The 22,954-nt window shown below is 60.3% G+C and carries 19 protein-coding genes; 15 read left to right on the forward strand and 4 right to left on the reverse strand.

Going from position 1 to position 22,954, the window contains the following annotated elements; genetic code table 11:
* Positions 1-30: 30 nt before the first annotated feature.
* From ACP7EW_RS28965 to ACP7EW_RS28990, 6 genes are all read left to right on the forward strand, one after another.
* Positions 31-813, forward strand: coding sequence for a class II aldolase/adducin family protein (locus tag ACP7EW_RS28965; protein WP_033896205.1), 783 nt, complete (start codon positions 31-33; stop codon positions 811-813).
* On the forward strand, positions 813-1,715 hold the full coding sequence (locus ACP7EW_RS28970) for an alpha/beta hydrolase (RefSeq protein ID WP_314534036.1): 903 nt from the start codon (positions 813-815) through the stop codon (positions 1,713-1,715). The genes ACP7EW_RS28965 and ACP7EW_RS28970 overlap by 1 nt, the downstream gene beginning before the upstream one ends.
* A 117-nt stretch (positions 1,716-1,832) precedes the next feature.
* Positions 1,833-2,744: an SDR family oxidoreductase gene (locus ACP7EW_RS28975; protein ID WP_038842221.1), complete on the forward strand. Its 912-nt coding sequence runs from the start codon at positions 1,833-1,835 to the stop codon at positions 2,742-2,744.
* 484 nt (positions 2,745-3,228) lie between these two features.
* Complete coding sequence (locus ACP7EW_RS28980) at positions 3,229-5,019, forward strand: DUF1302 domain-containing protein (protein ID WP_426131058.1); 1,791 nt, start codon at positions 3,229-3,231, stop codon at positions 5,017-5,019.
* 26 nt (positions 5,020-5,045) lie between these two features.
* Positions 5,046-6,404: a DUF1329 domain-containing protein gene (locus ACP7EW_RS28985; RefSeq protein WP_426221572.1), complete on the forward strand. Its 1,359-nt coding sequence runs from the start codon at positions 5,046-5,048 to the stop codon at positions 6,402-6,404.
* Between the two features lie 146 nt (positions 6,405-6,550).
* Positions 6,551-9,052 (forward strand): LuxR C-terminal-related transcriptional regulator, encoded by a 2,502-nt coding sequence (locus tag ACP7EW_RS28990; protein ID WP_426221573.1) that lies wholly within the window; start codon positions 6,551-6,553, stop codon positions 9,050-9,052.
* Here the strand turns inward: ACP7EW_RS28990 and ACP7EW_RS28995 are convergent.
* On the reverse strand, positions 9,049-9,924 hold the full coding sequence (locus ACP7EW_RS28995) for a helix-turn-helix domain-containing protein (protein WP_426221574.1): 876 nt from the start codon (positions 9,922-9,924) through the stop codon (positions 9,049-9,051). The genes ACP7EW_RS28990 and ACP7EW_RS28995 overlap by 4 nt on opposite strands.
* Before the next feature lie 138 nt (positions 9,925-10,062).
* Between ACP7EW_RS28995 and ACP7EW_RS29000 the strand changes: the two genes are divergently transcribed.
* Complete coding sequence (locus ACP7EW_RS29000) at positions 10,063-10,971, forward strand: DMT family transporter (protein WP_426221575.1); 909 nt, start codon at positions 10,063-10,065, stop codon at positions 10,969-10,971.
* Here ACP7EW_RS29000 and norR read toward each other — a convergent pair.
* Entirely contained in the window at positions 10,957-12,480 is a 1,524-nt protein-coding gene (norR, locus tag ACP7EW_RS29005) for a nitric oxide reductase transcriptional regulator NorR (RefSeq protein ID WP_426221576.1), read from the reverse strand. The two genes, ACP7EW_RS29000 and norR, sit on opposite strands and share 15 nt — an antisense overlap.
* A 147-nt stretch (positions 12,481-12,627) precedes the next feature.
* Here norR and hmpA point away from each other — a divergent pair, with 147 nt between their 5' ends.
* The 8 genes from hmpA (at position 12,628) to ACP7EW_RS29045 (ending at position 21,384) form a co-directional block, all read left to right on the forward strand.
* Positions 12,628-13,809, forward strand: a complete 1,182-nt coding sequence (gene hmpA, locus ACP7EW_RS29010) for an NO-inducible flavohemoprotein (RefSeq protein WP_426221577.1) — start codon at positions 12,628-12,630, stop codon at positions 13,807-13,809.
* A 211-nt stretch (positions 13,810-14,020) separates the two neighbouring features.
* Positions 14,021-14,527, forward strand: a complete 507-nt coding sequence (locus ACP7EW_RS29015) for a disulfide bond formation protein B (RefSeq protein ID WP_010206438.1) — start codon at positions 14,021-14,023, stop codon at positions 14,525-14,527.
* Between the two features lie 792 nt (positions 14,528-15,319).
* Complete coding sequence (gene cyoA / locus ACP7EW_RS29020) at positions 15,320-16,261, forward strand: ubiquinol oxidase subunit II (protein ID WP_028617882.1); 942 nt, start codon at positions 15,320-15,322, stop codon at positions 16,259-16,261.
* Between the two features lie 3 nt (positions 16,262-16,264).
* Positions 16,265-18,283 (forward strand): cytochrome o ubiquinol oxidase subunit I, encoded by a 2,019-nt coding sequence (cyoB, locus tag ACP7EW_RS29025; protein WP_269131984.1) that lies wholly within the window; start codon positions 16,265-16,267, stop codon positions 18,281-18,283.
* 3 nt (positions 18,284-18,286) lie between these two features.
* Positions 18,287-18,913, forward strand: coding sequence for a cytochrome o ubiquinol oxidase subunit III (locus tag ACP7EW_RS29030; protein WP_010206435.1), 627 nt, complete (start codon positions 18,287-18,289; stop codon positions 18,911-18,913).
* Positions 18,913-19,254: a cytochrome o ubiquinol oxidase subunit IV gene (gene cyoD, locus ACP7EW_RS29035; RefSeq protein ID WP_010206434.1), complete on the forward strand. Its 342-nt coding sequence runs from the start codon at positions 18,913-18,915 to the stop codon at positions 19,252-19,254. Before ACP7EW_RS29030 ends, cyoD begins: the two co-directional genes overlap by 1 nt.
* A gap of 11 nt (positions 19,255-19,265) precedes the next feature.
* A complete protein-coding gene (cyoE, locus tag ACP7EW_RS29040; RefSeq protein WP_003194050.1) occupies positions 19,266-20,153 on the forward strand; it encodes a heme o synthase in 888 nt (295 codons plus the stop codon).
* 145 nt (positions 20,154-20,298) lie between these two features.
* Complete coding sequence (locus ACP7EW_RS29045) at positions 20,299-21,384, forward strand: pyridoxal phosphate-dependent aminotransferase (protein WP_426221578.1); 1,086 nt, start codon at positions 20,299-20,301, stop codon at positions 21,382-21,384.
* Positions 21,385-21,512: 128 nt separating this feature from the next.
* Here ACP7EW_RS29045 and ACP7EW_RS29050 read toward each other — a convergent pair whose 3' ends face one another.
* Positions 21,513-22,232 (reverse strand): hypothetical protein, encoded by a 720-nt coding sequence (locus ACP7EW_RS29050; RefSeq protein WP_426221579.1) that lies wholly within the window; start codon positions 22,230-22,232, stop codon positions 21,513-21,515.
* Between the two features lie 70 nt (positions 22,233-22,302).
* Positions 22,303-22,941, reverse strand: a complete 639-nt coding sequence (locus ACP7EW_RS29055; RefSeq protein ID WP_426221580.1) for a DUF6622 family protein — start codon at positions 22,939-22,941, stop codon at positions 22,303-22,305.
* Positions 22,942-22,954 lie beyond the last annotated feature (13 nt).

Here is a 22,954-nt window from a genome sequence, read left to right on the forward strand (position 1 = left end):
ATAAGAAAATGCGCCAAGGAGGTCGTTGCCGTGAGCCTAGCCCCCGTTCTATCGCCACAGAATGTCAAAGATCAGGTCAGCGCCGCCGAATGGCAGACCCGTGTCGACCTGGCTGCCTGCTACCGCCTAGTGGCGATGCATGGTTGGGATGACCTGATCTTCACCCACATCTCGGCCAAGGTGCCGGGCACTGATGATTTCCTGATCAACCCCTACGGCCTCATGTTCCACGAGATCACTGCGTCGAGCCTGGTCAAGGTCGACCAGGCCGGCAACAAGCTGATGGACAGCCCCTACGAGATCAATCCGGCGGGCTACACCATCCACAGCGCCATCCACGAAGTGCGCCACGACGTAACCTGCGTGCTGCACACCCACACCGCTGCCGGTGTTGCGGTGGCGGCGCAGAAGCAAGGCGTGTTGCCGATCAGCCAGCAATCGATATTCGTGCTGTCGAGCCTGGCCTATCACGCCTACGAAGGCGTGGCGCTGAATCACGAAGAAAAGGCCCGCCTGCAGGCCGATCTGGGTGACAACAATTTCCTGATGCTGCACAACCACGGCCTGCTGACCTGCGGCAGCACCATCGCCGACACCTTCCTGATGATGTTCACGTTCCAGCGCGCCTGCGATATCCAGGTGCTGGCGCAAAACGGTGGTGCTGAATTGATCGGCATCGGCCCCCAGATTCTCGCTGGCGCCAAGGCAATGGTGGCGGCTGTCACAAAGAGCGCACAAGGTATGGGGGGCGCGCTGGCCTGGCCGGCGTTGCTGCGTAAGCTGGACACTCAAGACCCTGGGTATAGAAGCTGATGCCACTCGCCGAGATCCCGCTGAGAGCCTGGCGCAAACGCAGCCAGACGTTCGACTTCCACGGCCGCACCATCCGTTATTGGGTGGCGGGGCAGGGTGAACCGTTGCTGCTGATCCATGGCTTTCCCACCGCCAGCTGGGACTGGCACTACCTGTGGCAGCCCCTGGCCCAGCGCAACCTGGTGATTGCCTGCGACATGCTCGGTTTTGGTGACTCGGCCAAGCCACTCGATCACGGATACTGCCTGCTGGAGCAGGCGGATTTGCAACAAGCCCTGCTGGAACATCTGCGCGTGGAGCAGCCGGTGCATGTGCTGGCCCACGACTACGGTGACAGCGTCGCCCAGGAACTGCTGGCCCGGCACTACGAAGGTCGCTTTCAGATGGCCAGCTGCGTGTTTCTCAACGGCGGGCTGTTTCCCGAAACCCATCGCCCGGCATTGGTGCAAAAACTCTTGCTCAGCCCGCTGGGCTGGATGATCGGCCGTGCCTTTGGGCGCAATGCCCTGGCGAACAGTTTCAGCCAGATCTTCGGCCCCAACACCCGCCCCAGCGAAAGCGCCCTGGATGATTTCTGGAGTTTGATCGACTGCCATGAAGGCACGCGCATCCTGCACAAACTCATTGCCTACATCCCTCAACGCAGGCGTATGCGTGAGCGTTGGGTGGCGGCGATGCAACAGGATGAAGTGCCACTGCGGGTGATCGATGGCGAGATCGACCCGATCTCCGGCGCTCATATGGTGGAGCGTTACCGCGAGTTGGTGCCTCACGCCGACACGGTGCTGCTGGCCAATATCGGCCACTACCCGCAGATCGAGGCGCCGGTTCAGGTGCTCAAGCACTACCTGGCGTTCCGTGATCGGATTGGGCAACCGGCACCACGATTGGCCTATTCCTGAGCTGACGATTATCCCCCAGCCTTATCGAGCACCATTCAGCCCTGGCCGGCTTTATTGTGACCAAAGCCCCCGTGCCTGACACTCGACCCATTCCCATTGTCGCCTTTGGAGTTCGGTATGAGTCAGTCAGTGCAGTTCCAGGATAAGGTCGTGATCGTCACCGGTGCCGGCGGCGGGTTGGGCCGGGCGCATGCGCTGCTGTTCGCCAAACATGGCGCCAAGGTGCTGGTCAACGATCTGGGCGGTTCCACCCAGGGCGAAGGCGCCAATGCTTCGGCTGCCGACCGTGTGGTGGCGCAGATCCGCGAAGCCGGTGGTATCGCCGAAGCCAACCATGACTCTGTCACCGACGGTGACAAGATCGTGCAGAACGCCCTCGACGCCTTTGGCCGTATCGACGTGGTGGTCAACAACGCCGGCATCCTGCGCGACAAGACCTTCCACAAAATGGACGACAGCGACTGGGACCTGGTTTACCGGGTACATGTCGAAGGCGCCTACAAAGTCACCCGCGCCGCCTGGCCCCATCTGCGCGAGCAAGGTTATGGCCGGGTGATCTTCACTGCATCCACCTCGGGCATCTACGGCAACTTCGGCCAGTCCAACTACGGCATGGCCAAGCTGGGCTTGTATGGACTGACGCGCACCCTGGCGCTGGAGGGCCGCAAGAACAACATTCTGGTCAACGCCATCGCCCCAACCGGTGGCACGCGCATGACCGAAGGCTTGATCCCGCCGCAGGTGTTCGAGCGCCTCAAGCCGGAGTTGGTCAGCCCATTGGTGGTGTACCTGGGCAGCGAGGCCTGTGAGGAAACCTCGGGGCTGTTTGAAGTGGGCGGCGGCTGGATCGGCAAGACCCGCTGGGAGCGTAGCCTGGGCGTGGGCTTTGATCCGCAAGCGGGCTTCTCGCCCGATGACGTGGCGGCGCATTGGCAGCAGATTTGCGACTTCGAGGGGGCGGCTCACCCCAAGGACAACATCGAGGCGTTGAAGGAGATGATGGCCAATTTGCAGAAATTCAGCCTGTGATCGTTGCTTGAAAAAGCTTGAATGCTACGGGGCGCTGAGGGCGCCCCGTTTTATTCCAGGCATAAAAAAGGCCGCTGCATAGGCAGCGGCCGAAGTAAGACGTTGGATCAAGGAGCGACAAATCAACGTCAGTGAACACCGGTAACAGACTGAAAACAGGCATCAATCCATTTGAATCTGGCTTTTCTTCCGGTTGTGGAAGCGGGCCGTTTGCCCTGAAAGCCCGGTAAGAATAGCCGCTTGTAACAAAATGAGTAATGCCGATTCGTGACAAGGACTGTTGCGCAATCAGCAACAGTTGCGCGGTCCTCCATACATTCCCCTGATAACCCACCATCCACCCAATGCATGCCTGTGCCCGAAGCCCAGGCCAGAGCGCCCTGTCATCCTTTCGAGCGACAACACGAATCCCTCCTTGGTGCGCTTATCGCTCCTGATGGGCGGCAGTAGGGTGGGGCCTTCTGTCACTCACCGGGGAAGACGCATGACAAGAACAACAATGCGCGCCATCTTCAGGCCACAGGCGCTGGCCGCTGCGGTTGCGTTGGGGTGCTGTGCCCAGGCACAGGCTGTTTCATTCAACATTGGCGAGATCGAAGGGCAATTCGATTCCTCGCTGTCGGTGGGCGCGAGCTGGGGCATGCGCGACGCCGATAAAAAGCTGGTGGGCACCGTCAATGGCGGCACTGGCCAGGCGTCTACCGGGGATGACGGGCGCTTGAATTTCAAGAAGGGCGAGACCTTCTCCAAGATCTTCAAGGGTATTCACGACCTGGAACTCAAGTACGGCGACAGCGGCGTGTTCGTGCGTGGCAAGTACTGGTACGACTTCGAGTTGCAGGATGAAGATCGCGAATTCAAACAGATCAGCAATCACCACCGCGATGAGGGCGCACGTTCCTCCGGCTACGAGTTGCTCGATGCCTTCGTCTATCACAACTATTCGATTGGCGACCAACCGGGCAACGTGCGCCTCGGCAAGCAAGTGGTCAGCTGGGGCGAAAGTACCTTTATCGGTAACTCCATCAACAGCATCAACCCCATCGACGTCTCAGCCTTCCGCCGCCCCGGTGCGGAGATCAAGGAAGGGCTGATTCCGGTGAACATGCTGTTCGCCTCCCAGAGCTTGACCAACCAGCTGACAGTGGAAGGTTTTTACCAACTGAACTGGGAAAATACCGTACTGGATAACTGCGGCACATTTTTTGGTGGGGATGTGGCGGCCCACGGCTGTAATGACAACTACACGGTGGGTAACCCGGCGATTGCGCCGTTGCAGCCGGTGGCCGCCGCGTTTGGGCAGGGCTTTCAAGTGACCCGTGAAGGTGTGATCGTGCAGCGTGCACGGGATCGTGATGCCCGTGACAGTGGTCAGTTCGGTACGGCGTTGCGTTGGTTGGGGGATGACACCGAATACGGCCTGTACTTCATGAACTACCACAGCCGCACCCCGACGGTGGGCACCATCACCAACAATACAAGCCTGGCCAGGCTCGGTGCGATCTCCGGTGCAGCCAATGGTATCGCGCCCGGCTCGGGTGCAGGGCTGGTCCAGAGCCTGATGCTCGGTCGTGGCCAGTATTATCTCGACTACCCGGAAGACATCCGCCTGTTCGGTGCGAGCTTCTCCACCACCTTGCCCACCGGCACGGCGTGGACCGGCGAGATCAGCTACCGCCCCAATGCCCCGGTGCAACTCAATACCACCGACCTGACCCTGGCCCTGATCAACCCGGTTGCAGGCCAACTGGCCTCGCCAATCCGCAGCAACTTTGGCGACGACAACAAAGGCTATCGCCGCAAGGAAATCACCCAGATCCAAAGCACCATGACCCAGTTCTTCGACCAGGTGCTGGGCGCCGAACGCCTGACGCTGGTAGGCGAGGCTGCGTACGTGCATGTCGGTGGGCTGGAAGACAAATCCAAACTGCGCTACGGCCGAGACTCGGTCTACGGTGCCTATGGTTTCCAAGGCGACACCGATGGTTTCGTCACCGCCAATTCCTGGGGTTACCGTGCGCGGGCGATCCTTGACTACAACAACGCGATTTTCGGGGTGAACCTCAAGCCCAACCTGTCCTGGTCCCATGACGTGGCCGGCTACGGCCCCAATGGCCTGTTCAACAAAGGCGCCAAGGCCATCAGCATCGGCGTGGATGCGGACTACCGCAGCACCTACACCGCCAGCCTGAGCTACACCGACTTCTTCGGCGGCGACTACAACACCCTGACCGACCGCGACTTCCTCGCCCTCAGCTTCGGCGCGAACTTCTGATCTGGCTTAAAGAAGGACAAGCATCCATGCGTAAGACAATTGCAGTGTTGGCCATCAGCCTGTTGGCTGCCAACGTGATGGCAGCGGTGTCGCCGGAAGAGGCGGCCAAGCTCGGCACCACCCTGACCCCGGTAGGCGCCGAAAAAGCCGGCAACGCCGACGGCTCGATCCCGGCCTGGACCGGTGGCATCCCGAAAAATGCCGGCGCCGTGGACAGCAAGGGCTTCCTGGCCGACCCATTCGCCAGTGAGAAACCGCTGTTCGTGATCACCGCGGCCACCGTCGACAAATACAAGGACAAACTCTCCGACGGCCAGGTGGCGATGTTCAAGCGCTACCCCGAGACCTACAAGATCCCGGTGTATCCAACCCACCGTACGGTCAACCTGCCACCGGAGATCTACGAATCGATCAAGCGCAGCGCGCTGAACGTCAAGCCGATCAATGACGGCAATGGCCTGGAAGGTTTCACCGGTAACCGCTACTACGCGTTCCCGATTCCGAAGAATGGCGTGGAAGTGCTGTGGAACCACATCACCCGTTACCACGGTGGCAACCTGCGCCGCATCATCACCCAGGCCACGCCGCAGACCAACGGCAGCTACACGCCGATCCGCTTCGAAGAAGAAGTGGCAGTGCCGCAATTGATCCCGGACATGGACCCGGCCAAGGCGGCCAACGTGCTGACCTTCTTCAAGCAATCGGTGACCGCGCCGGCGCGCCTGGCGGGCAACGTGCTACTGGTGCATGAAACCCTCGACCAGGTGAAGGAGCCGCGCCTGGCGTGGATCTACAACGCCGGCCAACGTCGCGTGCGCCGCGCGCCGCAAGTGGCGTATGACGGGCCGGGCACCGCCTCCGACGGCCTGCGCACCTCGGACAACTTCGACATGTTCTCCGGCGCCCCGGACCGCTACGACTGGAAGCTGGTGGGCAAGAAAGAGATGTACATCCCCTACAACAGCTACAAGCTCGACCAGCCGACCCTCAAGTACGACGACATCATCAAGGCCGGCCACATCAACCAGGACCTGACCCGCTATGAGCTGCACCGCGTGTGGGAAGTGGTCGGCACGGTCAAGCCGAGTGAGCGACACATCTACGCCAAGCGCCACATGTACATCGACGAGGACAGCTGGCAGGTGGCACTGGTGGATCACTACGACGGCCGTGGCCAACTGTGGCGTGTCGCCGAAGGTCATGCGCAGTTCTATTACGACCACCAGACCCCGGCCTACACCGTGGAAACCCTCTACGACATCATTGCCGGGCGCTACATCGCGTTGGGCATGAAGAATGAGGAGAAGAGCAGCTTTGTGTTCGGTTTCGCGGCCAAGGCGGCCGATTACACCCCGGCAGCGTTGAGGGCCGAAGGGGTTCGCTGATCACCCTTTGATCTGGCCGGGACCCTTTAGGCTCCCGGCTTTTTTATGCCCGCCAATCACCCCGCTGAATACTTCTTCAACAACCGCCGACCACAGGACTAGGGTAGGCGCCACGTTGCATAACAATAAAAAAGCAGGATGCAGCAATGACCGCCATGACACGCTGCCTGGACCGTCCTGGATTCATGCCTCGGCTGTCCGCCCATCATTTGTTGCGCCCACGTTTGGCCGCGCCCTTGCTGGCGGCGCAGGTCAGGGTCAAGTTGCTGTGCGCGCCCGGCGGCAGTGGCAAGAGCGCGCTGCTCGCCGAATGCGCGTTGCAGGCACCCAAGGATTGCCCGGTGTACTGGTTGCCGCTCAATGGTGTTGCCCTGAGCCCCCTCGATCTTTGCCAGCGCCTGGCGCAGAACCTGGGTTTGCCGTTCACCGATGAGGTGACACTGCTGTCGGACCTTGCGCGTTGGCAGGCTCCGGCCTGGCTGTTCCTCGATGACTTCTGCCGCTTGCCCGCGCCGGACACCGACGCCTTGCTGGATCGCCTGCTCACCGCCAGCAGCCCGGCCCTGACCTGGTGGCTGGGCGCGCGGCGTCGCCCGCTGTGCAATTGGCCGAGGTTGCTGCTGGACGATGAGCTGCTGGAGTTTGGCGCAGACTTGGCGTTCAGCCCTGCCGAGGTCCAGCAATTGCTCATTCATGCGCGCGGGCAGTCCGTCGACAGCGTGTTGCAGTTCAGTGCCGGCTGGTGTGCCGGTACGCGCATCGCTTTGCTGGGGGACGGCCACCCGGAAAAGACCTTGCTCGATTACCTGCAACACGAGCTGTTCAGCACCTTGCCAGCCGAGCTGGCCGAAGCCTGGCGCGTGCTGGCGCATCTGCCGCGTTTCAACGCAGGGTTGTGCGAGCACCTGTTCGGCTTTGGCGACGGCGATCAGTACTTGCACGATCTGCAAGCCCTCGGCGCGTTTATCCAGCCTTGGGAAGACACCGAGTGGCTGCAGGTCTTTCCACCCCTCGCCGATTTGCTGCGTGACGAGCCCTGGCCAGCCAAGCGTTCATGGCACCGCCGCGCCTGCCAATGGTTCACCGCCGAACAGGACTGGCAGGCCGCGTTTGAACAAGCCTTGCTCGCCGAAGAATACGAAGTGGCGGTGAGCCTGTTGCAGCACTTCAGTTTCGAAGACCTGTTCCGCCAGCAGAACGCGATGTTGCTGTTGCGCCTGCATGAACAGCAGGGCGATGAGCTGATGCTCGGCTCGGCGCAATTGGTCGGGTTGCTGACGGCGGCGTTGCTGTTCGCCGGGCGCTTCGAGCAAGCCGCGCAATGCATCCATCAACTGGCACGCTTCGCGCCGCAACCGACGGCGGCGCAACAGCGCTACCTGCTGGCGCGCTGGCAGGCGCAGTGGGGCTGGTTGCTGCATCTTGGCGGTGATGCCGAGCGCTCTCGCGAGCATTTTCTGGAAGCGCTGCAAGCCTTGCCCGACAGCGCTTGGACGTCGCGGTTGATGTGCCTTTCGGGCCTGACCCAGCAAGCCTTGCTGCGCGGTGAACTGGACGTTGCCCAAGCCCTGAGTCGCGAAGCCTTGTGCCTGGCCCGTGCCCATGGGTCGTTGCTGCTCGAAGCCTTGTTGGAGCTGGACCACGCGCAACTGCTGGAGCAGCGTGGCGCCCCTTATCGGGCGCAAAGCCTGCTGGAAAGTGTGCAGGCGATGTTGCTCAAACAGCGACTCAAGGCCGGGCCCTTGGTCGGGCGCATCGCCCTGCGGCGCGGGCACTTGGCGTTGCGTCAGGGGCAGGACAGCCTGGCCGCCGAGTGTTTCGAGGCGGGCTTGAAGATGTGCCTGCACAGCCAGGACAAACGCGTACTTTACGGATTTCTCGGCCTGGCCCTGCTGGCCGCCAACCGTGGTGATTACGCCCAGGCCTTTGTGCAACTGCGCGATGCCGAGCGGCTGATGCAGCAGCGTCAGGTGCCCGACACGGTGTACCGCGCGGTGTTACTGCTGGTCAGCGGGCATTTCTGGTTGCAGCAGGGGCGTGCCGAATTGACGGTGGAAGCGGTGCGCCGTGTGCTTCGTCACTTCCGTGGGCCTCAGGCCCGGCAGGCGCCACCGGCCACGTTGGAGCTGGTGCCACGCCTGGAGTACCTGCTGGTGCTGGCGGAAGTGAAGCTGGGTTGCGCCGATCAGCCGGTGGCGCGGCTCACGGCCTTGCTGGACACCACCCGCCAGCGCGGCATGCTCTGCCTGGAAACCGAGCTGCACCTGGTGCTGGGGGAGGTGGCCTGGCAAATCGGTGAGTCCACGCTGGCGCGCCGCTCGCTGCAAACCGGGTTGGCGTTGGCGGCACGCTGCCAGGTGCAGCAGGCGATTCGTGAACTGCGCTTGCGCTCGCCGGGGTTGTTGAGTGAGCTGGGCATGGAGCCGCAAACGCCAGTGTCAGGTGTGACAGAAAGCCCACTCAGCCAGCGTGAACTGGAAGTCCTGCAGTTGATCGCCCTGGGCTATTCCAACCTGGAAATCGCCGACCGGCTGTTTATCTCCCTGCATACGGTCAAGACCCACGCGCGGCGTATCCACAGCAAGCTCGGCGTGGAGCGGCGCACGCAAGCGGTGGCCAAGGCCAAGACGTTGGGGTTGATGACCTAGGCGCAGAACGCCTGTCGGTACTCGCCGGGCGTGGCGCCCAGGGCCTGGCGGAAGCGATGGGTGAAGTGGCTGGCGCTGGAGAAACCGCACATCAAGGCGATTTCACTCAAGGGCAGGGCGCCACTGCGCAACAGGGCCTGGGCGCGGGTCAGTCGGCGTGCCAACACGTACTGATGGGGCGGCAGGCCGAAGCTTTGGCGGAACATCCGCGCGAAGTGGTATTCCGACAGCGCACACATCCCGGCCAGTTGGCCCAGGCTGATCGGGTCTTCCAGGTGCTGGTCGATGTACTCCACCAACAGCCGTCGCTGATGCGCCGCCAGCCCGCCTTTCAACCGCAGCCCCTCGCGGGCGCCGACCTGGCTGAGCAGGGTGTGGCTGAGCATTTCATGGGCCAGGCTGCTGGTCAGCAGGCGCTCGGCGGGTTCGTGCCAGTTCAGTGCGATCAACTGGTGAAAGCGCCGGGCCTGGCTGGCGTCTTCCAGGAAGGTGCTTTCGCGCAGTTGCAGGGTGCGCGGTTCGCGGTCGAGCAGGGTGACGCAGCCGAGGGCGAACTGCTCCGGGCTGAAGTACACGTGGGCCAGGCGGATTTCGCCGTTGATCACCCAGGCCGACTGATGCTCGGCGGGCAGGATGCACAGCTTGTCGGGCCCCCCCTTGGTGCCGGGCCGGTCACGCCGAAAGGTGCCGGTGCCGCCGCCGATGTAGCAGGACAAGGTGTGATGGCTGGGCGCCTGGTAATCCTGGGCATCGTGATGGTTGCTCCACAAGGCTGCAGACAAGCCGTCACCAAGCTCGGCGCAGGCTTCAAGGCGTGCATTGGGCGAGCGGTTAAGGGCTTGAAAGACTTGCAGGGATTCCAGATCAGGCATGGTTCGTACTCTCCGACGCCTTGCATCCTACTCCGCGCGGCGCGTGCTGTGCGCCCACCGCCCGACAAAAGCGCAAGATTGTGCAAGAGCGCGGCATGGATCGCGGGCCACACTGTGGCTCAATCGATGGAGCCCGCTATGAACCTTTCCCTGTATTTACTCACCGTGCTGATCTGGGGCACCACCTGGATCGCCCTCAAATGGCAACTGGGCGTGGTGGCGATTCCCGTGTCCATCGTCTATCGCTTCGGCCTGGCGGCGCTGGTGTTGTTTGCGCTGTTGCTGGTCAGCCGCAAGCTGCAGGTGATGAACCGGCGCGGGCATTTGATCTGCCTGGCCCAGGGGCTGTGTCTGTTTTGCGTGAACTTCATGTGCTTCCTGACGGCCAGTCAATGGATCCCGAGTGGGTTGGTGGCGGTGGTGTTTTCTACGGCCACGCTGTGGAACGCGCTGAATGCCCGGGTATTTTTCGGCCAGCGGGTGGCGCGCAATGTGTTGATGGGCGGCGGCTTGGGCTTGCTGGGCTTGGGCCTGTTGTTCTGGCCGGAGCTGGTGGGGCATACCGCCAGCCCGCAGACCTTGCTCGGATTGGGGTTGGCGTTGCTGGGGACCATGTGTTTCTCGGCGGGCAATATGCTGTCGAGTCTGCAACAGAAGGCCGGTCTGAGACCGCTGACCACCAATGCCTGGGGCATGTTGTATGGTTCGTTGATGCTGGCGACCTACTGTGTGGTGCGTGGGATTCCGTTTGAGATGGACTGGAGCGCGCGGTATGTCGGCGCATTGTGGTACCTGGTGATCCCTGGTTCGGTGATCGGGTTTACCGCGTACCTGACCCTGGTCGGGCGCATGGGGCCGGAGCGCGCGGCGTATTGCACGGTGCTGTTCCCGGTGGTGGCGCTGAATGTCTCGGCGTTTGCCGAGGGCTACCAGTGGACCGCGCCGGCGTTGGCGGGGTTGGTGCTGGTGATGCTGGGCAATGTGTTGGTGTTTCGTAAGCCCAAGCCCGCCCCTGTTCCCACCGAGAAAGCCTTACTTCAGCCCTAGGCGCTTGGACATCCGTCCGAGGTTGGCGCGGTCCAGGCCGAGTTCACGGGCGGCGCTGGCCCAGTTGTGCTGGTGGCGTTCCAGGCAGGCGCTGATGACCTGGCGTTGGTAGTGCTCGGTGGCCTGGCGCAGGTCGCCGGTTAGGACGGGTATCGCGTCGGTGTGTGCTTCGTTCACGGGTGCGCTGACATCGGGCAGGTCCAGGTCCTGGGCATTCAAGCTGAGAATCTTCGGACGCTCGCGACAGTTTCCCAGGGCTTTCAGCGCGCTGCGTCCGATCAAATGCTCCAGCTCTCGTACATTCCCCGGCCAGTTATAGGCCAGCAGCGCCGCCTGGGCGTCGCTGGTCAGGCGCAGGCTGCCCAGGCCCATGCGTGACCTGTTCTGCTCAAGGAAAAAGCCGGCCAGCAGCAGCACATCGCGCCCGCGTTCGTGCAGCGCCGGCACTTGCAGCGGATAGACGCTGAGGCGGTGATAGAAGTCGGCGCGGTAGCGGCCATTGCGTACTTCGTCAGCGAGGTCGCGGTTGGTGGCGGCGATCAGGCGCACATCCACCTGGTGTTCCTTGTCCGAGCCCAGGCGTTGTAACTGACCGCTTTGCAGCACCCGCAGCAGTTTTGCTTGCACGGTCAGTGACAGTTCGCCCACTTCATCGAGGAACAGCGTGCCGCCGTTGGCCAGTTCGAACTTGCCACGGCGTTCGTTCAAGGCGCCAGTGAAGGCGCCGCGCACATGACCGAACAGCTCGCTCTCCACCAGGGTTTCCGGCAGGGCGGCGCAGTTGAGGCTGATCAGCGGTTTATCTGCGCGCGTCGAAGCGGCGTGGATGGCCTGGGCCACCAATTCCTTGCCCACCCCGGTTTCGCCGGTGATCAGCACGGTGAGGTCACTGCCGCCCACCAGCTTGATCTCTTCCACCAGGCGCTTGTGGGGTTTGCTCTGGCCGATCATCTCCTTGTGCTGCTGGCCGCTGGCCTCGCGGTAGATTTCGGCGCGCAGGGTCAGGCGTTCAATGCGTTCGGCCACGTTGACGGTAGCCGCGGCGAGGCTGGCGAAGGCTTGCAGGGCATCCAGTTCCACGCGCTCGAAGCGCTCGGTGTCGAGGGCGTCCAGGGTCAGCAGGCCCCAGGGCTGATCGTCGACGAACAGCGGGCAGCCCATGCAATCGTGGACTTCCAGGTGCCCGTGCAGGCCATCGACCAATCCGTCATAGGGGTCGGGCAGTTCGCTGTCACTGTCAAATCGCGTAGGGCCGGGGCTGCTCAGCAACACGGCGAAACGTGGGTGTTCGCTGACCTTGAAGCGCCGACCCAGGGTGTCGGCGCTCAGACCGTCGACGGCCAACGGCACCAGCCATTCGCCGTCCAGGCGCAACAGCGCGGCGGCGTCACAGGGCAGCAGGGCGCGCATGGCTTGTAACAGGCGGCGGTAACGCTCGCCTTCGGGCAGTTCGCGGGACAGGTCAGCGACCAGGGGCAGCAGAGTGGTGAGCAGCGATTGCGCAGTCATAATGACTCCTTGTAGTCCTTATGACTATACGTTGTAGGAAGTCATACTGACTACGAATTAAATAAGTTATTGAAATATATAGGTTTATTAGTTGGCACGAATACTGAGTAGGTAGAGGCAATCAGTAAAGAAGCCCAGGAGGCTCCCATGCTTAGTGCCCAAGACCGTGCCATCGTCAAATCCACCGTGCCCCTGCTGGAAAGCGGCGGCGAAGCGCTGATCACCCATTTCTACCGCATGATGCTTTCCGAGTACCCGCAAGTTCGCCCGCTGTTCAACCAGGCCCACCAGGCCAGCGGCGACCAACCCCGCGCCTTGGCTAATGGCGTGTTGATGTATGCGCGGCATATCGACCAGTTGGACCAACTGGGTGACCTGGTGGCCAAGATCATCAACAAACATGTGGCCTTGCAGATCCTGCCGGAGCATTACCCGATCGTGGGCGCCTGCCTGCTGCGCGCGATTTCCGAAGTGCTGGGTAGCGAGATTGCGACCCCTGAAGTGATGAGTGCCTGGGGCGCGGCCTACGGCCAATTGGCGGATATACTGATCGGCGCCGAGGCAGCGATCTATGACGAGAAAGCCCAGGCGCCCGGTGGCTGGCGCGGCGCACGGCCGTTCATCGTGGTCAAGCGCGTGGTGGAGAGTGACGAAATCATCTCCTTCTACTTTGCCCCGGTAGATAACGGCCCGATTCTCGCCGCCGCGCCAGGCCAATACATCGGCATGAAATTGGTGCTCGATGGCGAGGAAGTGCGCCGCAACTATTCGCTGTCGGCCCTGACCGATTCGGGCCTGTACCGCATCAGCGTCAAGCGCGAGGCCGGCGGGCGGGTGTCCAACTACTTGCACGACCAGTTGCACGTCGGTGCGACCATCGATCTGTTCACGCCTTCGGGTGAGTTCACCCTGGCAGCCAGCGACAAACCGCTGGTGCTGATCAGTGGCGGAGTCGGCATTACGCCAACCTTGCCGATGCTCGAAGCCGCCCTGGCTACCCAGCGCCCGGTGCACTTCATTCACTGCGCGCGCAATGGCGGGGTGCATGCGTTCCGTGATTGGGTTGATGCGCTGGCGGCCAAGCACCCGCAGCTCAAGCGCTTCTACTGCTACTCCGAAGATGATGGTGTGAGCCCGGCGGCGGACAAGGTGGGCTTGCTCAGCCAGGAACAGCTTGCGGCGTGGTTGCCAGAGCAGCGCGACGTCGATGCCTACTTCCTTGGCCCTAAAGGTTTCATGGGCGCGATCAAGCGCCACCTCAAGGCCTTGGGCGTGCCAGAGAAGCAAAGCCGCTACGAGTTCTTCGGCCCGGCTGCGGCGCTGGAATAACACGGTCAAAAATGTGGGAGCGAGCTTGCTCGCGAATGCAGTGTGTCAGTCGATGCATGAGTGACTGACACAACGCTTTCGCGGGCAAGCCCGCTCCCACATTTTGTTTTGCATTTTCCAAGATTAATCCCCCGTTAACCCCCCTCTGTTTAAACCACTCCCTGTGTGTAAACTTGCGGCCATTGGCACAACCAAACAAAGGGAAACGGTGATGAGTGACGAATTGCGTTTAGGCAGGGAGCGGCGCTTTCTGGTGTTGCTGGGCATCATCTGCCTGGCGCTGATCGGCGGTGCGCTGTATATGCAGGTGGTACTGGGCGAGGCGCCATGCCCGCTGTGCATCCTGCAACGCTACGCCTTGCTGTTGATCGCGATCTTCGCGTTCATCGGCGCAGCCATGCGCACCAAAGGGGCGCTCACGTTTTTCGAAGGGCTGGTGATCCTCAGCGCCCTGGGCGGTGTGGCCGCAGCCGGTCACCACGTGTACACCCAGTTCTTCCCCCAAGTCAGCTGCGGCATCGATGTGCTGCAACCGATCGTCGATGACCTGCCACTGGCCAAGGTGTTTCCCCTGGGCTTCCAGGTCGACGGCTTCTGCAGCACCCCGTATCCGCCCGTGCTGGGCCTGTCCCTGGCGCAGTGGGCGCTGGTCGCGTTCGTGCTGACGGTGATCCTGGTGCCGTTGGGCATTTACCGGAATCGCCAGCGCAAAGCCTGAGCCCATTGCTGAAACGCCCCGGTCCTTCTTGAGGGAAGGCCGGGGCGTTTTTGTGTGTAGGGATTTGTGAATAGAACGTGACGTCGGACAACTTTGGGTGTGCGCAGTGTGCGACATGTTGTCACACGGAAGCTGCCGCAGGACGTTTCTGATCCGCCGAACGGCCGCTTAAATTTGCATAAAACGGCCAAGATGTGCTGTCAGTTCGTGGTTCTGACGAGGCCACGGACCTCGCGCCGCGCCAGCAATTGGGTGATGTCCGAATGCCTTGTTTTATGGGGGCTTGCATCGGTTTGGCATGCCCTTACAGCGCGTAAGGACTGTGGCGGCTTGCCCTATAACACGGCAATTTTTGTGGTTTTTGTTGAGAATCGAACGCGATAAGATCGCGAACCTTTGCAATATTGGTGAAGGATTATTGCTGTAATCGATAAAAATTATTTCTTTATAAGACATGGTTTATACATCGCTAGCTAACTACAATCGCCCGCACTGAATGTCCGGTGCTGTTCACTATTTGAGCACTGGAGCGGTCGAGGGGCAGATGGACGGCTCTGTGCGACCCCAAGGTTCCGACAGCCTTTCAACTATCCGCACCAAATGGAATTGGTCTGTAACAAGGCCTTTAACCACGAAATCGAATAAGAACTCACCGCAGGTCCGTGAAACGCCTCCTTATGGCGCGATGGGCAGGCTCTTATTCAATCGAAGAGAAATGCCAACCCTTGGCAGGGTGAAGTGTTGGCGATCAAAACCCAACTGCATTGCGCAAGCTGCTTTAGAGGTCGTGAGATGAGTAAAAACAGGTACCCCCGATTACTAGGCTTTTTGCCGCTGCTGGGCATGATGTTAATGCTGGGAGGCTGCAAGTGGACCTTGATGGACCCAAAAGGACAGATCGGTCTGGATCAACGAAACCTGATCATCACCGCCACCCTGCTGATGTTGTTGGTTGTGGTGCCTGTGATCATCATGACCTTCGCCTTCGCCTGGAAATACCGCGCGTCGAACACCAGCGCGACCTACGCGCCGAAGTGGTCGCACTCCACCAAGATTGAAATCGCAGTGTGGCTGGTGCCGATCCTCATCATCATCGCCCTGGGTTACATCACCTATAAGTCGACCCACGAGCTGGACCCGTACCGTCCGCTGGAGTCCGACGTCAAGCCGATCAACATCGAAGTGGTCGCGCTGGACTGGAAGTGGCTGTTCATCTACCCGGACCTGGGTATCGCCACGGTCAACGAAATCCAGTTCCCGGAGAACACTCCGCTGAACTTCCGGATCACCTCCGACGCCGTGATGAACTCGTTCTTCATCCCAGCCCTGGGCGGTCAGATCTACGCGATGGCAGGCATGCAGACTCGCCTGCACCTGATCGCCAACGAAAAAGCTGAAATGGAAGGCATCTCCGCAAACTACAGCGGCGCTGGCTTCACCGGCATGAAATTCAAAGCGATCTCGACGAGCCAGGAAGGTTTCAACGCCTGGGTAGCCGAAGTCAAGGCCGCACCTAAACAGCTTGATCAAGCTGAATACGATGCCCTGACCAAACCAAGCCAGAACAACCCAGTCGCTCTGTACTCCGCGTATGAGCCGGACCTGTTTCAGAAAATCGTCGACAAGTACGAAGGTATGAAGCCAGGCAAGCCGGTCAAGCACGAGAAGAAAGAAGTGGCCGCGGTTGAAGGTTCTGACACGGGCTCGCATTCAACTGCTGGGGCAGAGGAGTAAACGATGTTTGGTAAATTAAGTTGGGATGCGGTCCCGTTCCACGAGCCGATCGTAATGGTGACTATCGCCATGATCGCGCTGGGTGGTCTGGCACTGTTTGCAGGTATCACGTACTTCAAGAAGTGGACCTACCTGTGGACCGAGTGGCTGACTTCGGTCGACCACAAGAAAATCGGCGTCATGTACGTCATCGTTGCCATGGTCATGCTGCTGCGTGGTTTTGCCGACGCCATCATGATGCGTACCCAGTTGGCCATGGCCACCGAGGGTTCGCCTGGCTACCTGCCACCTGAACACTATGACCAGATCTTCACCGCTCACGGTGTGATCATGATCATCTTCATGGCGATGCCATTCTTCACCGGTCTGATGAACCTGGCCTTGCCGCTGCAGATCGGTGCGCGTGACGTTGCCTACCCGTTCCTGAACTCCCTGAGCTTCTGGCTGCTGGTTTCCGGCGTAGTGCTGATCAACGTGTCCCTGGGCGTCGGCGAATTCGCCAAGACCGGTTGGGTTGCGTATCCGCCATTGTCGGGCCTGCAATACAGCCCTGGCGTGGGGGTGGACTACTACATCTGGGCCCTACAGCTATCAGGACTCGGGACGACATTGACGGGGGTCAACTTCCTGGCCACCGTCCTGAAAATGCGCGCCCCTGGCATGAAACTGATGGACATGCCGATCTTCACCTGGACCTGCACCTGGGCCAACGTCCTGATCGTGGCTTCGTTCCCGATCCTGGCCGCTACCATGGCGCTGCTGTCGCTTGACCGTTACCTGGATTTCCACATTTTCACCAATGAACTTGGTGGCAATCCAATGATGTACGTGAACCTGTTCTGGGCATGGGGTCACCCTGAGGTGTACATCCTGATCCTGCCAGCGTTCGGTATCTTCTCCGAAGTGATCTCGACCTTTACCGGCAAGCGCCTGTTCGGTCACCACTCGATGGTTTACGCATCGGGCGCAATCTCTGTACTGGGCTTCATGGTGTGGCTGCACCACTTCTTCACCATGGGTTCGGGGGCCAGCGTCAACGCCTTCTTCGGCCTGGCGACGATGCTGATTTCCATCCCGACGGGGGTGAAGCTATTCAACTGGCTGTTCACCATCTACCACGGTCGTCTGCGCATGACCAGCCAGGTCCTGTGGACCCTGGGCTTCATGGTGACCTTCGCCATCGGCGGCATGACCGGCGTACTGCTGGCCATCCCGGGTGCTGACTTCGTCCTGCACAACAGCCTGTTCGTGATCGCTCACTTCCACAACGTGATCATCGGTGGTGCTGTCTTCGGTTACATCGCTGGTTTCAGCTTCTACTTCCCGAAAGCGTTCGGCTTCAAGCTGCACGAAGGTTGGGGCAAGGCTGCATTCTGGTTCTGGATCTCGGGCTTCTTCGTCGCGTTCATGCCGCTCTATGCACTGGGCTTCATGGGCATGACCCGTCGTCTGAACGCCACCACCAACCCTGAGTGGGTGCCGTACCTGTACGTTGCCATGTTCGGTGCGGTGATGATCGCTGTGGGCATCGCCTGCCAGCTGATCCAGCTGTACGTGAGTGTCCGTGACCGTAAGCAGAACGCTTGCGACTCTGGTGACCCATGGAATGGCCACACCCTGGAGTGGTCGACTTCGTCGCCACCGCCGTTCTACAACTTCGCCGTGATCCCGACTGCGAACACCATTGATGCGTTCACCGAAGCCAAGGAAGACGGTACTGCGTACCAGCGTCCTAAGCACTACGAGCCGATCCACATGCCAAACAACACCGCCACTGGCGTGGTGATGGGTGCGCTGTTGACCGTGTTCGGTTTCGCGATGATCTGGCACATCTGGTGGCTGGCAATCGCGAGCCTGGTGGGCACTATCGGTTACTTCATCATTCACGCTGCCCGTGATGATCAAGGCTACATGGTGCCGGTCGAGACGATCGAACGCATCGAAGCCGAGCAGCACGCTCGCCTGGTAGCCGAGAAGAAAATCCCGGCCAACCGTGTAGAAACCTCGTTGGAACAGGCTTAAACCATGTCGAACTTAGTGACCAATGCTGGACACGCCCATGTCGATGACCATGGGCACGATGACCATCACCACGACTCGGGGCCGATGACCGTTTTCGGTTTCTGGCTCTACCTGATGACCGACTGCATCTTGTTTGCGTCGATCTTCGCGGTGTACGCGGTACTGGTAAACAACGTAGCGGGTGGCCCGTCGGGCCACGACATCTTCGAACTGCCTTACGTGCTCGGCGAAACCGCCTTGCTGTTGTTCAGTTCGATCACCTACGGCTTCGCCATGTTGGCCTTCTACAAGGGCAACAAGAAAGGCGTACTGAGCTGGTTGGCACTGACCTTCCTGTTCGGCCTGGGCTTCATCGGCATGGAGATCAATGAGTTCCACCTGCTGATCTCCGAAGGCTACGGCCCGCACCGTTCCGGCTTCCTGTCCGCGTTCTTCACGCTGGTAGGTACCCACGGTCTGCACGTAACGGCTGGCCTGCTGTGGATGGCGGTGATGATGTATCAGGTCAATAAACACGGCCTGACCAACACCAACAAGACTCGCCTGAGCTGCCTGAGCCTGTTCTGGCACTTCCTGGACGTGGTCTGGATCTGCGTCTTCACCGTTGTTTACCTGATGGGGACTCTGTAATGGCTAATGCACACTCCCATGACCATGACAGCCATGATGCGAGCCACGGCAGCGTAAAGTCGTACGCTATCGGCTTCATCCTGTCGGTAATCCTGACGCTCATCCCGTTCGGTCTGGTGATGTACCCGACCCTGCCTAAGTCGATCACCTTGATGATCGTGCTGGCATTCGCGGTGATCCAGGTTCTGGTTCACCTGGTGTACTTCCTGCACCTGGACCGTTCCAAAGAGCAACGCGATAACGTGATTGCGTTCGTGTTCGCAGGGTTGGTAATCCTGCTGCTGGTTGGCCTGTCGATATGGATCATGTTCAGCATCCATACGTTCATGATGGCGAAGTGAGGTAAGACCCGATGTCGCTTAAGCACTTTATCCAAATCACCAAACCGGGGATCATTTTCGGTAACGTGCTTTCTGTGGCGGGCGGTTTCTTCCTGGCCTCCAAGGGACATGTCGATCTGGCCATCTTCCTGGCTGCAATGATCGGCACTTCCCTGGTGGTAGCTTCCGGATGCGTGTTCAACAACTGCATCGACCGTGACATCGATATCAAGATGGAACGCACCAAGAATCGCGTGCTGGTGCAGGGCCTTATCTCCCTGAAACTGGCACTGATCTACGCGACCGTCCTGGGTGTTGCCGGTGTGGCGTTGTTGTACAAGGTGGCCAACCCGCTGGCGGCGCTGTTTGCCGTGATCGGTTTTGTCATCTACGTCGGCCTCTACAGCCTGTACCTCAAGCGCAAGTCGGTTCACGGCACGCTGGTGGGCAGTCTGTCGGGGGCGATGCCGCCGGTGATTGGTTATGTGGCTGTAACCAATAGCTTCGACATGGCCGCGCTGACGCTACTGGTGATGTTCAGCCTGTGGCAGATGCCGCATTCCTACGCCATCGCGATTTTCCGCTTCAATGACTACCTGGCTGCGTCGATTCCGGTTCTTCCAGTTAAACGTGGCATCCAGGTGGCCAAGAAACACATCCTGCTGTACATCCTGGCCTTCCTCGTGGCGACCTTGATGTTGACCTTCAGTGGCTACGCCGGCATGAGCTACCTTGCCGTCGCCGCCGCCATGGGCATGTACTGGTTGTACATGGCCTGGACCGGCTACAAGGCGGTGGATGACACCGTCTGGGCACGCAAGCTGTTCGTGTTCTCGATCTTCACCATCACCGCGCTCAGCGTGATGATGTCCCTGGATTTCCAAGTGCCGAAAGAGCTGTTGTTGACCTACGCTCACTGAGTGGTCCCGCAGTGAAAAAGCCCCGCCTTCGAGAGAAGCGCGGGGCTTTTTCTTGGGCGATGGTTTAAATCCCTGGGTATTTTTATCGTCATACCCTTGAGTACGAGCTGTGCGAATCCATCCCTCGCCAACAAGGAGTTGCCACATGGTCAGCGTTAGTCGTCGGTCCCTTCTCGCTATAAGTGCTGCCCTGCCATTGCTGGGGCGGCTGGATTGGGCGATGGCAGCGCCGCCGCCAGCAAAGTCTGACAAGGTACGCCTCAACTACAACGAAAGCCCCTACGGCCCCTCAGGTGCTGCGCGTGAAGCGATGCAGCGAGGCATCGCCACCTCCGGACGCTACCCTTACGGGCATATGTACCGGTTGGCCGGGCTGTTTGCCCAGCAGCAGGGTATTGCCGAAGAACAGGTGGCAGTGTTTGCAGGCTCCATGGCCGCGTTGCGTTATGCGGTACTCGCCTTCACCACCGAAACCCGCGGCCTGGTGATGGCCACACCGTCTTATGAAGTGCCGCGCCAGGCCGCCGAGTCGAACAAGGCGCCGGTGAAGGAAGTCAGCCTGGATGCCGAGCATGCCCACGACATTCCGACCATGCTCGCCGCCGATCCGCAGGCCGGCATGCTCTACCTGTGCAACCCCAACAATCCCACTGGCACCATCACTCCCATCGAGGCCATCCGCCACGCCTTGGCGAACAAACCCCAAGGCAGTGTGTTGGTGGTGGACGAGGCTTACATCGACTTCGCTGACGTACCCAGCGTGGTCAGTTGGGTCAAGGACCACGACGACCTGCTGGTGCTGCGCACCTTCTCGAAAATCTACGGCATGGCCGGCGCGCGCCTGGGCTTGGCCATTGGGCATCCAGCGTTGCTGGAACGTCTGGCCGTGTTTGGTGGCGACAACGTGCCGGCCGGCACCACCCTGCTCGGTGGTCTGGCCAGCCTGGAGGACGTGAAGCTGTTGCCACAACGCAAGGCGCTCAACAATCAACTGCGTGATGAAACCGTAGCCTGGTTGAAGGGGCGTGGATTCACCTGCACCGCCTCCCAGGCCAATTGCTTCATGATCGACGTGAAGCAACCGGCGGAGCAGGTGATCGAAAAGCTGGCGGCGCAGGGTGTGCTGATCGGACGAGTGTTTAAAGGCTGGCCGCAGTGGGTGCGGGTGACGGTGGGGAACAAGCGGGAGATGGCGCGGTTTCGCGAGGTGTTTGCTGCACAGATGAGTTGACACGACGCAAAGCAAATGTGGGAGCTGCCTGCGATGCAGACGCCTCGGTATATCAATGAAGCCGAGGTGATGCTATCGCAGTCAAGCCAGCGCCCACATTTGGTTCTGCCGGTGTAGCTTGCTTTGGGTTACTGCTGCGCGATGCTGTACCCATCAAACGCAGTCTGCTGCTGCAACGCAGTAATCACGCTCTTGCGACTCAGCGGCTGCTCAGCGCCGGCGTTATCCACAAAACTCTCAACGTCCAACTCCGCCTCATCCCCTTCACCCACAAAGCTGAATCCCAAAAACTCGAACGCCTCACGGTCGACGTTCAGTTTCGAGCGCGGTGTGCGCAGCGGCAAGGTGACGCTGATGCCATCCTTGCTGATCACAAACACTTCAGCTTCTTTCTTGGGGCGTGAGGCCTTGCTCTTGCCGGCGCTCGGGTTGCTGATGGCCTGGTGGCTCTGGTTCAGCACCTTCAGTGCCAGGCCATAAACCAGCTCCTGGAATTCAGGGTCGTCCTTGAAGCTGGACAGGATGCGGCTGATCGAGAATTGGCTGCTCAGGTTCTCCAGGGCGGCGTTGTCAGCGGCCTCGGCGTCCTTGAGTTGTTTGAGCTGGCCCATCAGGTCGTAGGCCTTGTCGTCGTCGAAGGCATCGTGGGCCTGACGGATGGCCACGCGCAGTTCGCGGATCTGGTCGCTTTCCTTGGACGTGTGGAACGCGTCCAGCACCATCTCGCTGATGATCTTGGCCGCAGGCAGATGCTGTGAAAGATTGATGGCGTTTTCGTATTCAGCTTTGGCGTGCAAGGCGGCTACGGATTCTTCGGGGGCGGATTGTTCGGTGTAAGAATCGGACATTGAAATTTCACTACTTCAGTAAACGAGGACAAAAAAGCGTCGGGCATTTTCAGGGGGCAGGGAGGTCAGGTCAAGGCAGCACAATGCCCTTATCCCGACGCAACGCCGTCAGCGCCCGCTGCAACCGTACGGCCCGTCCGCAAAACAGACCTACGGTAAACCCCGACACGCCTCCCACTGCCATCAGCATCGACGGCGTGCTCAGCAGCAGCGGATGCACGGCTTGCTGGTAACCGAAGTAGTACTTCACCGCGAAGAACAGTTGCGAGATCAGCAGGGTTTTCCAGGTGCCCGGCAATACCAGGGTCTCGCCATTGGCATCCAGTTGCGCCCCTTCAGCGTTGAACAACACCATCCCCACCAGGCTGCCCAGCACCGCGCCGGCAACCCAGGCGCCGCTCGACAGGATTGAAGGCGCCAGTGACATCAACGACCACACCACCAGCACCACCGGCAGGATCACCAGCGAGCGACGATTCTCGCGTCCGCCCAGGCAGGCCTTGATGCCGTAGTAGCAAATCCACAAGTAGACGGCGTAGACCCACAGGGGCGTGCCTTGGAGGATGTCGAGCATGGTGTGCGTCCGTGCAGTAGGGAGGTGGCGGATAGTCGTTGAGTACTGATGGCTTTGTCCAGCGATCTGCCCCTGACGCACATCAACACTCCCCGCCCACAAAACCGTTACAACACAGAAGCCTGATGACCCCATAAAAACGACCACT

This window comes from Pseudomonas sp. DWRC2-2, from assembly GCF_049897885.1.
Classification (GTDB): Bacteria; Pseudomonadota; Gammaproteobacteria; order Pseudomonadales; family Pseudomonadaceae; genus Aquipseudomonas; species Aquipseudomonas azotoformans_A.